The organism is Streptomyces sp. NPDC051738, assembly GCF_044453205.1.
GTDB lineage: Bacteria > Actinomycetota > Actinomycetes > Streptomycetales > Streptomycetaceae > Streptomyces.
In genome coordinates this window covers 42,226-53,308 of the sequence record NZ_JBITCM010000036.1, presented here as the reverse complement: position 1 = coordinate 53,308, position 11,083 = coordinate 42,226, and the positions used below count along the sequence as shown (strand labels likewise).

Annotated in this window: 11 protein-coding genes; 4 read left to right on the top strand and 7 right to left on the bottom strand. The window is 69.7% G+C overall.

The genetic code is table 11. From position 1 onward, the window contains the following. Positions 1–201: 201 nt before the first annotated feature. On the top strand, positions 202–849 hold the full coding sequence (locus ACIA8X_RS45160; protein WP_399460713.1) for a LysE family translocator: 648 nt from the start codon (positions 202–204) through the stop codon (positions 847–849). 7 nt (positions 850–856) lie between these two features. Here ACIA8X_RS45160 and ACIA8X_RS45155 read toward each other — a convergent pair whose 3' ends face one another. Beyond that, positions 857–1,978 carry a winged helix DNA-binding domain-containing protein gene (locus ACIA8X_RS45155; protein ID WP_393459540.1) on the bottom strand — a complete coding sequence of 374 codons (1,122 nt, stop codon included), beginning with the start codon at positions 1,976–1,978 and terminating at the stop codon, positions 857–859. Positions 1,979–2,129: 151 nt separating this feature from the next. Here ACIA8X_RS45155 and ACIA8X_RS45150 point away from each other — a divergent pair, with 151 nt between their 5' ends. Continuing rightward, positions 2,130–3,290 (top strand): magnesium and cobalt transport protein CorA, encoded by a 1,161-nt coding sequence (locus ACIA8X_RS45150; RefSeq protein ID WP_393459543.1) that lies wholly within the window; start codon positions 2,130–2,132, stop codon positions 3,288–3,290. Positions 3,291–3,722: 432 nt separating this feature from the next. Here ACIA8X_RS45150 and ACIA8X_RS45145 read toward each other — a convergent pair whose 3' ends face one another. Both ACIA8X_RS45145 and ACIA8X_RS45140 read right to left on the bottom strand, forming a co-directional pair. Beyond that, positions 3,723–4,253, bottom strand: a complete 531-nt coding sequence (locus ACIA8X_RS45145; protein WP_399460712.1) for a cupin domain-containing protein — start codon at positions 4,251–4,253, stop codon at positions 3,723–3,725. Between the two features lie 64 nt (positions 4,254–4,317). Next, positions 4,318–5,304, bottom strand: a complete 987-nt coding sequence (locus ACIA8X_RS45140; RefSeq protein ID WP_399460714.1) for a phosphotransferase family protein — start codon at positions 5,302–5,304, stop codon at positions 4,318–4,320. A gap of 281 nt (positions 5,305–5,585) precedes the next feature. Between ACIA8X_RS45140 and ACIA8X_RS45135 the strand changes: the two genes are divergently transcribed. Together ACIA8X_RS45135 and ACIA8X_RS45130 are read left to right on the top strand one after the other, a co-directional pair. Continuing rightward, a complete protein-coding gene (locus ACIA8X_RS45135; protein WP_399460711.1) occupies positions 5,586–6,767 on the top strand; it encodes an acyl-CoA dehydrogenase family protein in 1,182 nt (393 codons plus the stop codon). Beyond that, on the top strand, positions 6,764–7,258 hold the full coding sequence (locus ACIA8X_RS45130) for a flavin reductase family protein (protein ID WP_393459552.1): 495 nt from the start codon (positions 6,764–6,766) through the stop codon (positions 7,256–7,258). Before ACIA8X_RS45135 ends, ACIA8X_RS45130 begins: the two co-directional genes overlap by 4 nt. 133 nt (positions 7,259–7,391) lie before the next feature. Here the strand turns inward: ACIA8X_RS45130 and ACIA8X_RS45125 are convergent, their stop codons facing one another. The 4 genes from ACIA8X_RS45125 to ACIA8X_RS45110 all read right to left on the bottom strand — a co-directional run bounded on the left by ACIA8X_RS45125 (position 7,392) and on the right by ACIA8X_RS45110 (position 11,026). Continuing rightward, positions 7,392–7,934 carry an SRPBCC family protein gene (locus tag ACIA8X_RS45125; protein WP_393459555.1) on the bottom strand — a complete coding sequence of 181 codons (543 nt, stop codon included), beginning with the start codon at positions 7,932–7,934 and terminating at the stop codon, positions 7,392–7,394. 67 nt (positions 7,935–8,001) lie between these two features. Next, positions 8,002–8,967, bottom strand: a complete 966-nt coding sequence (locus tag ACIA8X_RS45120) for an electron transfer flavoprotein subunit alpha/FixB family protein (protein WP_393459558.1) — start codon at positions 8,965–8,967, stop codon at positions 8,002–8,004. 65 nt (positions 8,968–9,032) lie between these two features. Then, positions 9,033–9,815 carry an electron transfer flavoprotein subunit beta/FixA family protein gene (locus ACIA8X_RS45115; RefSeq protein ID WP_399460710.1) on the bottom strand — a complete coding sequence of 261 codons (783 nt, stop codon included), beginning with the start codon at positions 9,813–9,815 and terminating at the stop codon, positions 9,033–9,035. A 23-nt stretch (positions 9,816–9,838) separates the two neighbouring features. Continuing rightward, positions 9,839–11,026, bottom strand: a complete 1,188-nt coding sequence (locus tag ACIA8X_RS45110) for an acyl-CoA dehydrogenase family protein (protein WP_399460709.1) — start codon at positions 11,024–11,026, stop codon at positions 9,839–9,841. Positions 11,027–11,083 lie beyond the last annotated feature (57 nt).

The following is an 11,083-nucleotide window of genomic DNA, read 5'->3' as shown; positions in this document are numbered from 1 at the left end:
CCAGTGGGGGGGGGGGGGGCCCCCCCGGGGGGGGGGGGCGGGGGGGCGGGGCCCCCCCCGCCCCCCCCCCCCCCGCGCCGGGGCGGCGGGGGGGGGGGGGGGGGGCCCCCCCCCCGCCCCCCCCCACGCCCCCTATCCATGTCCATCCCTGTCCGCTGTCAGTGGGCGCTGTTTGAATGGATGCGGATGGAGGTGATGGGCATGGTGTCCACAGACCGGTTGCTGGCCTTCGCGGCGATGTCCGTGCTGGTCATCGTGATTCCGGGGCCGAGCGTCCTGTTCGTCATCGGCCGCGCCCTGGCACACGGCCGCCGCACCGCCGTGGCGACGGCCCTCGGCAATGTCCTCGGCTCCTATCTGCTCGTGATCGCCGTCGCGGTGGGCATCGGCTCCCTGGTCGAGCGGTCCGTGGCGATCTATCTCACGGTGAAGCTGGCCGGCGCGGCCTATCTGGTCTACCTGGGCGTGCAGGCGTTCCGCCACCGCAAGGCGCTGAAGGCGTCCGCGATACAGGCCCAGCCGACCGGACCGTCACGCGGCGATCTGCGCACGGTCCTCGACGGCGCCCTCGTCGGTGTCACCAACCCCAAGGGCGTGGTGTTCTTCGCCGCCGTACTCCCCCAGTTCGTGGACCACTCGGCGGGCCATGTCCCGCTGCAGATGCTCCTGTTGGGCCTGGTCCCGATCACCATCGGCCTGGTCACGGACACCCTGTGGGGCCTGACCGCGTCGGCGGCCCGCACCTGGTTCGCCGGTTCCGACCGCCGGCTGTCGCTGATAGGCGGAGCGGGCGGGTGCACGATGATCGGGCTCGGGGTGACGGTCGCGGCGACGGGGCGGGCGGACTGACGCCCGGCTACGGAATCACGGTCCCGAACCGGATGTCGTACGGCGTCTCCGGGTGCATCACCTTCAGCATCCGCTCCCCTTCCTCGGTCACCTCCCCACGCTGGGCCTTGGTGAGCTCGGTGAACTCCTCGATGACGAGGGCCTCGCCGAGGATCCGCCACACGCCCACGAGGAAGCCGTCGACGAGGAGCGGGCGGTAGACGGTGTTCGCCTGCCAGGTGCGACCGTGGTTCGCGGGCGGGATCACCCGGGTGCGGTCGGCATGGGAGAGGAGAAGGTTGTCGAACTCGGGCAGGAAGCGGGGCGGGGCCGGGGTGTCCGGGTCCGGCCGCGGGGCGTCGGGGAGGTCGAAGAGTTCGACGCCGTTGCCGTCCCGGAAGGTGACGAGCTCGGGGCGGAGCCGTTCGAAGGCGTCGCGCATCCGGGTCAGCCCGGACCAGGTCTGCATGTCCTTCACCGAGGCCGGCCCGAAGGCGGCCAGATAGCGCAGGACCGTGGCGTCGGCGGAAGCGGCAGGCTCGGCGGGACGGCCCAGCCAGTGCTCGGCGGTGGTGAGGGAGACCTGGGCACTGCGGCCCCACATGCCGCGCGGGGTGACCTGTACGAGGGGAAGTTTGCAGCGGGCTGCGACGGCCAGGGACTGCGGGTCGGCGTCCGGCCACTCGCCACTGAGTGCCTCGCGGAGCTGCTTCATCGTGCGCGGCTCGGCCTCGACGAGGTCGCGGGCGAGTACGGCGAGCCGGTCCAGGTCGACGTCGACGAGGCCCTCGCGGAAGTAGTTGATCTCGCGGTCCCGGGCGGGCTGCACCAGCGGGCGCAGGGTGAGACTGTCGTCGGCGGTGTGCAGATGGATCGTCGAGCGCATGGTGACGATGCGCACGGCCGCGCGGTCGGCCAGCAGCCCGGACAGCTCCTCGGGCCTGAAGCCGTCGAGGCGGGCGGCGAGCGCGTAGTACGGAGGCTTGACCTCCTGGGCCTGGAGGCCGACCAGATGCTCCACCGCCGCAAGGGCGGACAGCGGGGAGCGGCGCAGCAGGAGCTGCCGGTCGAGGGTGGCGCGGTTGAGGGCGCGGGTACTGAGCACGGGGCCTGCTGCGGCCGTCGTCTTCTTGGCGCTGCGCTTCGTCATACCGGGCACGCTAGCGAGGCTTGCGGACAGCTTCCGTCCGCAACTCTCAGGGAGGCCGGGATGGGCCCGCCCCGCCCATGCCATTCGCCCCGTATATCCTGCTCCGAGATCACGCACACACACTCGTCGTCTCGACCGGGAGGCAGCCGAGATGTCCGAGCGACGCACACGCCCCGCCTCGAAGAACCCCATGAAGTCCGTCTGGCGCCGAGCCGTCACCCCGCCGCAGCCACCGAAGCCGCCGGAACAGGCGTCGTCGGAGCATTCCGCCGCTCCCGACTCCTCCGAGGTGGCGAGCGTCGTGCAGGCGGCGCTGTACCGGGACGGCGTGCGCGTGTCCTCGCCCGCCACCCTCGCCGAGACCTACCGCGAGCTGCGCGACCAGCCCTCCGGCATGGCGTGGATCGGACTGGCCCGCCCCACGGAGGCGGAGCTCCTCTCCCTTGCCGCGGAGTTCGATCTGCATCCCCTCTCGGTCGAGGACGCGATGGAGGCACACCAACGGCCCAAGCTGGAGCGCTACGGCGACACGCTCTTCGTGGTCCTGCGCGCGGCCCGCTACCTCGACGCACCCGAGGAGGTCGACTTCGGCGAGCTCCATGTGTTCGTCGGCCCCGACTTCGTGATCACGGTCCGCCATGGCGCGGCCCCCGATCTGTCGGCGGTGCGCCGGCGCATGGAGGAGACACCGGAGCTGCTCAAACTCGGCCCGGAAGCGGTGCTCTACGCGATACTGGACGCGGTGGTCGACGGCTACGAGCCGGTGGTCGCGGGTGTCCAGATCGACATCGACGAGATCGAGACCGAGGTCTTCCGCGGTGACCCCGAGGTCTCCCGCCGTATCTACGAACTCTCCCGGGAAATGGTCGAGTTCCAGCGCGCCACCCGCCCCCTGGTCGGCATGCTGCACGGCCTGATGGCCGGCTTCTCCAAATACGGCACGGACGAGGAACTCCAGCGTTACCTCCGCGACGTGGCCGACCACGTCACCCACACCAGCGAACGCGTCGACGGCTTCCGCCAGGCCCTCACCGAGATCCTCACGGTCAACGCGACGCTGGTCACGCAGCAGCAGAACGCGGAGATGCGGGCGCTGGCGGAGGCGGGGTTCGAGCAGAACGAGGAGATCAAGAAGATCTCGAGCTGGGCCGCCATTCTCTTTGCTCCCACACTCGTCGGAACTATCTACGGCATGAACTTCGACAACATGCCTGAGCTGGGCTGGAGCTTCGGATACCCCTTTGCCATCGGCCTGATGGGGGTGGTTTGCGTAAGTTTGTACGTGATTTTCAAGCGGCGGGACTGGCTCTAGGATCCTGACGTGACGCTCATTTCCCGTTCACACTTTGCTCGCGCACCCCTTGCGGATCCAGCCAGGAACGGCCATGGGGAGTCCCTGGGGAGAATCCGGGGAGAAACGAATGGCAACCCCCGCCTCGGATCTTCGACAACTGGCCCGCCTGGCTTCCTGTTCGGCACCCCGGCACGACGCCGCCGCCGCTGCGGCAGATCACAGACAGTGAGAATTTTCGGACGCTCTACCGTCACAGCCCCGCGACGGAGGACGAGCTCCCTGGCAAGGTGCAGAACCCGCTGCACCTGTTCGCCGAGGCACGGTGGCGGCCGTGTCCTGCGACTGAAAGCCGCCCGTTCTCGCACTGCCTCGAAGCCACACGTGTCCGCCGTGGTCACTTCACGTGGACAAGACTTGCCCGGCTTCGGGATCGTAGCCGCTCCTGCTCTGTCAGCGGCCGCGTTCCGCGCCCACAAGGACGAAGGCCATCGTGACCGGTTGGTCGCCGCAATTGCGCCAAGCGTGGCGGGTGCCGTTCTGGATCACGATGTCCCCTGCCGAGAGCCGGGTGCGGTGGCCGTCGTCGAGTTCGAGGACGATCTCGCCCTGCAGCACGATGCTGTAGTCGACGGTCGGCGTGGTGTGCATGCCGTCGGGTCCGATGAGTTCGGCGATGCCGGGTGAGTCGGCCCGCTGTTCGCGGTCGAAGGCGACGGGGTCGAAAGCCGGCTCGGCCATCGCGGCGTCCGGCGGGAGGGTCAGGACGATGAATCGTGTGCCGCCGGGCGCCGGGAGCAGGCTGGTGACCTTCGGCGTGGGGTCCTCCCCGGTCCGGCTGACCTGCTCACCGGGTTCGGTGGCCCATGGCAGGCGGGACACCCAGCCCGGCAGGCTGGTGAACTCCCGGCTGCGCGGCACGGGGCCGTCGCTGACGACGACAGACTTCCCGTTCTCGTCATGGCCGGTGACGACTCTGCGCATGTGTGTCTCCTCGGTCGGTTCCGGCGGATCCGCCAGGCCCGCCGGATCCGTCGAGTCGGTTGGGTCAGTCGCGTATGCGACTGCCGGGTTCGGTCGGGGACTTGAGCGCGGTCGCCCAAGCGTCCAGGACGTCCTCCATCGTGAGGGCAGGTGTCCGGAGCAAGGCCGACGCCGCTGTCCGCACGAACTGCCGGTGCAGGTCATCCGTGAAGTACTCCACCGGGGACTTGCCGTCCACCCGCGCCAGCAGCAGCGCCGGCAGCAGTGATGCGGCCCGCGCCTCGAGGACCGGCACGGGCTCCCAGTCGACGCACCGGACGTATTCCTCGGCCAACACCCGGGCGGAGCCGAGGAGATCGGCTCGGCGGCCGGGTACGACGAGGCTCTTGAGGAGCAGATGGTTGACGCAGAAGGCCAGATCGAAGGCCGGGTCTCCGTACCAGGCGCACTCGGCGTCCAGCAGCACCGGCCCCGAAGTGCCGACGAGGATGTTCTTGGGGCTGACGTCGCCGTGCACCAGGGCCAGGTGCGTGTCGGCCGTGCGGTCGGCGAGGCCCTGGAGGATGTCGCTGAGATCGGGGTGCGCGGCAGCGGTGGCCAGCAGGTACGGCTCGATGCGCAGCGCGTGGAAGTTGTCGTCGGTGGCGAACTCCTCGGCGAGGGTGGCATCGCCCGCGCTCGCCGCGTGCAGGTTGCCGAGCAGTCGTCCGACGGCCGCGGCGGTCGCCGCCTCCACCTGGCCGTCGAGCAGTTGTGACTTCCACACCGGGTACTGCTCGGGGGGAAGGAAAGCCATCGCGAAGAGGCCGGCTTCGGCGTCGTGGGCCAGCAACTCGGGCACGCTGTCCGGCTGATGCCGGGAGGCGAACCGCATCCACGCCCATTCGAAGGCGTTGCGAGACACCGGCGCCTGCCAGTCGGCGGCGACGCGAAGCCGGGCCAGCGCCCGCTTGACGCACAGGGACCGTCCCGGCAGGTCCACGCGCCACAGGTCGGACGAGACTCCACCGGCCAGCGGCGTCCAGTGCGCCGCTTCGCCGGGCTCGGACAGCTTGTGGGCGAGCAGGAAGTCGGCCAGTGCGGGATCCGGGCTGACCTGCGCGGACGGATCTTTCGGCTGTCGCCGGCGTCCGGGAAGCAGTGCTCAGCCAAGCAAATTGCCTGTGCTCCCGTACACAAGCGGGACATGTGCCTCTCCCCACATCATTCGGGCAGTGACGAGGAGGCATCGGCCTGGGTCCGTGCAGGACGAGCACGACACGGCCCCGTCATCCGTCCATCCATCAGCCGCACCAGGTCCCCCCGGACCAAATGCATTCCCAAGGACCGATCATGACGACATTGCTCCAGCCCACTCCGTCCCAGGACCGGACGACCGACGACAGCGTGCTCGGCCGGGTGCGCACACACCTGCCCGAGATCGCGGCACGCTCCGCCGAGGCCGAGGCGGCCCGGGCGGTCCCCGCGGAGACCATCACCGCGCTGCGCGAGGCCGGTGTGTTCCGGATGAGCCTGCCCAGGGCGTGGGGCGGTGAACAACTCGATCTGGTGGAGAGCGCCCAGGTGGTCCGGGAGATCTCACGGGCCGACGGATCGACCGGCTGGACCGTCCAGGCAGCCTCGATGGCCTGGTTCTTCGTACGGTCGCTGCCTCGGGAGACGTTCGAGAAGGAGGTCTTCTGCAACGGTGGTGACCTGATGCTCCGTGGGGCGATCGCCCCGAAGGGCAAGGCGACGCCGGTGGCGGGCGGCTACCGGATCACTGGCCGGTGGCCGCTGGCCAGCGGCTCCTTCACCCCTGACTGGGTGCTCGCGGGCTTCGTGGTCGAGGGCGCGTCACCGCTGCCGGACGGCCGCCCGGAGATGCGCGTCGCGCTGGTCCACCCCGAGAAGGTCACGTTCCTCGACACCTGGGACGCGGTGGGCCTGCGGGCCACACAGAGCACCGACTTCACGATGGACGACGTCTTCGTGCCCGAACAACTCACAGGCCCGCTGGTGGGCGACAACAACATCCCCGCGCCCTTCTACCGCCTGCCGTACACCGCCACCGGTGCCTCGCACGACGCCGTCATCATCGGCTGTCTGGAGGGCGCGCTCGGCGATCTCGCCGAACTGGCCGCCACCAAGCGGCCGGCGTTCAACCCCAGGGTGGTCATCGGTGCGGACCCGGTGTTCCAGGAGAAGTTCGCCGATCTGCACCTGCGCACGGCGGCACTGTCGGCCTTGATGGAACAGACCGGCCGCACCGTCATGGACCGGGCACTGGCGGGCGAGGAGCCCACCCCGACCGAGTGGTTCAGCTACACCGGCGGCCACCAGCACATCCACCATGAGGGCGTCCGGATCCTCAACGAGATCATGACGCTGTCGGGCAGCGCGGGGCTCTACAACTCCAGCCCGATGCAGCGTCGCTGGCGCGACGTCCGCTGCGTCTCCCAGCATGTGGCGGGCAACAACGGCTCGCTGCGGCGTCTGGGCGCGGTCCTGTCGGGTCAGGAGGACGTCCGATGAGCCCGCTCGTCACGACACCGTCGGATCCCGCCGAACTGCGCCAGGCATTCGGCTGCTTCCCGTCCGGGGTGACGGCCCTGTGCGCCCTTGACTCCGGAATGCCGGTGGGGATGGCCGCGAGTACGTTCACTCCGGTCTCCCTCGAACCCCCTCTGGTGTCGGTCTGCGTCCAGGACACCTCGTCGACCTGGCCGAAGCTGCGGAAGCAGAGCCGCCTGGGCCTGAGCGTGCTGGCCGAGGGGCAGGACCTGATCTGCCGGTCGCTGGCCGGAAAGGACGGTAACCGGTTCTCGGACGTCGGCTGGGAGGCGAGCGAGGACGGCAGCGTGTACGTCCACGGGGCCAACCTCTGGCTGGACTGCTCGGTCCACTCCGAGTTCCCCGGCGGCGACCACACGATCGTCGTGCTGGAGATACACGGTCTGAAGGCCGAACCCGACCGCGAGCCACTGGTGTTCCACGGCAGCCGGTTCCGGCGCCTGGCCGTCTGATGGACCGATAGCTGCCCATGGGAGCCCCTCGACCCCCGACGTACAGGTAGCGGGGGTCGAGGGGCTCCCGCGCAGGAATCATCCTGGGCGAACTCCTCGCAGGCCGCCGTGACCGCTTCGTCCAGGCCGCCAACTACACAGGTTCTCGGCCGGCTTCTTCGGCTAGCGCCTTGATGCCGTACAAGGTGGCTTCCATGTTCGCGCGGAGCTCGGCGAGTCGGAAGGCCACGATCTGCTCCTCCCGCTCCGGCGCACGGTCGATTGCCAGGTTGATCCCGGAGCGGCCCGGCCCGATCCGGGCGAACTGCCGCAGCCGAGCGCCGGGGCCCTCGGGCTCGAGCTCGAAGCGCCACGTGGCCAGGGGCTTTTCGGGGTCCGGGGCCGGGTCACCGTACCGGCCGTCGGGGTCCACGACCGCCCAGCCGAAGACCCGCCGCTCCTCCAGGTCCACGACGTGCGAGACGGTCCGCCAGTAGCCGGCAATCCGGTGGCGGTTGTACCCCGCGAAACACGCCCCAACCGCGGGCTTCTCCGCGCCGTCGAACCATTCCGCACGCTGCAGTTCAGGGCTCAGGCGGGCCGGCAGACCGATGTCCGTCACCAGGTCCCTCACCCGCGATGGGTCCGCCTCGACATAGACGTCACAGCAGACCTTCGGCCCCTCGCAATACCGCACCGCGTCCCTCCCTCTTGGTCCGGACCGGACGGTCCGGACCTTCGAACTGCTCAGGCCGCGAAGCTCGTCAGCGGGCTGCGTGACGAGCGGCCACTTCCGCCGTGAGCTGGGGAGCCACCGCGAACAGGTCGCCCACCACGCCGTAGTCGGCGAGGCCGAAGACGGGCGCCTCCGCGTCCTTGTTGACCGCGACGATCGTCCTGGAGGTCTGCATTCCGGCGAGGTGCTGGATGGCGCCGGAAATGCCCAGCGCGATGTACAGCTGAGGAGAGACGGTCTTGCCGGTCTGCCCGACCTGGAACTGGTGCGGGTAGTAGCCGGCATCGACCGCGGCACGCGAGGCACCCACCGCACCTCCCAGGGCGTCCGCCAGCTCCTCCACCACCTTGAAGCCCTCCGCTCCTCCGACACCGCGGCCTCCGGAGACGACGACGCTCGCCTCGGTGAGCCCTGGCCGGTCGCCCGCGGGTGCGGCGCGCCGGTCGGTGATGCGGGCGGAGGCCGCAGGGTCGACGGACGGCAGCACGAGTTCCCGTTCCACCGCCGCAACCGGGTGCTCCTCCGGCTCGACGGCCCCCGGACGCAGTGCGAGCACCGGCGTGCCGTGGGTGACTTCGGAGCGCACGGTGTACGACCCGCCGAAGACGATCTGGGTGACCACCCCGGAGGGGTCGAGATCGACCGCGTCGATCAGCAACCCGGCGTCCAGCCGCGCGGCGAGGCGCCCCGCCGCCTCCCTGCCGTCCGTCGTCGCGGAGACCAGAACGGCGACGGGACAGGCGTCCCGAACCGCGAGTTCCAGGGCGTCGACGGCGGGCGTGGCGAGGAACTCGCCGGCTTCGTCCGACTCAGCCGCGTAGACGCTGGTGGCGCCGTGGCGGGCGAGGGATTCCTTGAGACGCGCCGCGGTACCGGGAGTTCCCACGACGACGGCGGCCGGGTCCCCCAGCCGCCGTGCGGCAGCGAGGAGTTCGTAGGTGGACTTGTGGACACGTTCCCCGTCGTGGTCGACGAGGACGAGGACATCGGGCATGAGTGCCTACTTCTTGGTCGTGCCGCTTGGTCGCGCTGCTTGGTCGAGACAGGGGGCGGGGCCGTTCAGACGAGGTTCTGGGCGATGAGCTGTTCGACGAGCTGCCGGCCGGCCGTGCCGTCGTCCGTGATGCGGATTCCGGCGGCCCGCGGCGGACGGGGGACGGCCTCCACGACGCGGGTGCGGGTCACGAGGAACCCGGTGTCGTCCGCGTCGGGGAACAGGTCGCCGAGGTCGACCGTGTCCACCGGCTTCTTCTTGGCGGCCATGATGCCCTTGAAGGAGGGGTAGCGCGGCTCGTTGACCTTCTCCGTGACGCTGACCAGCGCGGGCACTGACGCCTTCAGTGTCGCCTCGCCGTTCTCGGTCTCGCGCTCGGCGCTCACCTCTCCCGCCTCCACGGTCAGCTGCCGGACGTGCGTGAGCTGCGGCAGGCCGAGCAGTTCGGCGACGACGGCCGGGACCGCGCTCGCCTGTCCGTCGGTGGTCGCGTTGCCCGCCAGGACCAGGTCAACGTCCTCCACTGTCCGAACGGCGGCCGCCAGGACTTTGGCGGTGGTCAGCAGGTCCGCACCACGCAGCCGGTCGTCGCAGATGTGGATTCCGCGGTCGGCGCCCATCGCCAGGACCTTGCGGATGGCATCGAGTGCGGAGTCGGGTCCCATGGAGACGACGGTGATGTGGGCGTCCGTCGTCTCCTTCAGTGTCAGGGCCTCTTCGGCGGCTCGTTCGTTGATCTCGTCCAGGACGAGATCGGCGTCCTCGCGGTCGAGGAGGTGGTCGGCCTGGGACAGGGTGCGTTCGGCACCGGTGTCGGGGACCTGCTTGACGAGTACGACGATGTTCACGGGCGTATTCCTTCAGCCGGTGGTCAGCGGAACGCCGGATAACCGGTGATCGTCTGACCGACGACCAGCGTGTGCATCTCGCTCGTACCTTCGTAAGTGAGCACGGACTCCAGGTTGTTGGCGTGGCGCAGCGGCGAGTACTCCAGGGAGATGCCGTTGGCCCCGAGAACGGTGCGGCACTCCCGAGCGATGGCGATCGCCTCCCGGACGTTGTTGAGCTTGCCGACGCTGATCTGCTCGGGCCTGATGCGGTGCTGGTCCTTGAGCCGGCCCAGGTGGAGAGCGAGCAGCGCGGCATTGCCCAGGGACACGCTCATGTCTGCGAGCTTCTTCTGGGTGAGCTGGAACGCGCTGATCGGCTTGTCGAACTGCACGCGGGAGTCGGCGTACTCGATGGCCGCCTGGATGGAGTCGCGAGCCGCACCGACCGCGCCGAACAGGATGCCGAAGCGGGCCTCGTTCAGGCAGGACAGCGGTCCGCGCAGGCCCTCCGCGAGCGGCAGCCGCGCCGAGTCGGGCAACCGTACGTTGTCGAAGTACAGCTCCGAGGTGATCGAGGCGCGCAGCGACATCTTCTGCTTGATGTCCTGCGTGGTGAAGCCGGGCGTGCCGCGCGGCACGAGGAAGCCGCGGATGCCGTCCTCGGTGTGCGCCCAGACGGTGGCCACGTCGGCGATGCCGCCGTTGGTGATCCACATCTTGGAGCCGTTCAGGATCCAGTCGTCGCCGTCGCGGACGGCACGGGTGCGCATCCCGGAGGGGTTGCTGCCGAAGTCGGGTTCGGTCAGGCCGAAGCAGCCGATCGCCTCACCGGCGGCGAGCCGGGGCAGCCACTCCTGCTTCTGCTCCTCCGAGCCCCACTTCCAGATGGAGAACATCGACAGCGAACCCTGTACGGAGACGAAGCTGCGGAAGCCGGAGTCGGCCGCTTCCAGTTCCAGGCAGGCCAGGCCGTAGCTGACCGCGTTCGTACCGGAACAGCCGTAGCCTTCGAGGTGCATGCCGAGCACCCCCAACTTGCCGAGCTCCGGGGCGAGTTCACGCGCGAAGTGGGCGTTCTCGAACCACTCGCCGATATGCGGGCGCACCCGGTCGGCGAGGAACTTGGCGACGGTGGCCTGGATCTCGCGCTCCTCGTCGGTGAGGACGGAGGCGATGTCGAGCAGTTCGAGGGGGTCCTTCATCGGCTTGCCGTTCATGTTGAGCTCCATGTCATCAGGGGTGGGAAATCAGGTGGGTTGGTTCGGTCGTGATGCCGACGACGCGAA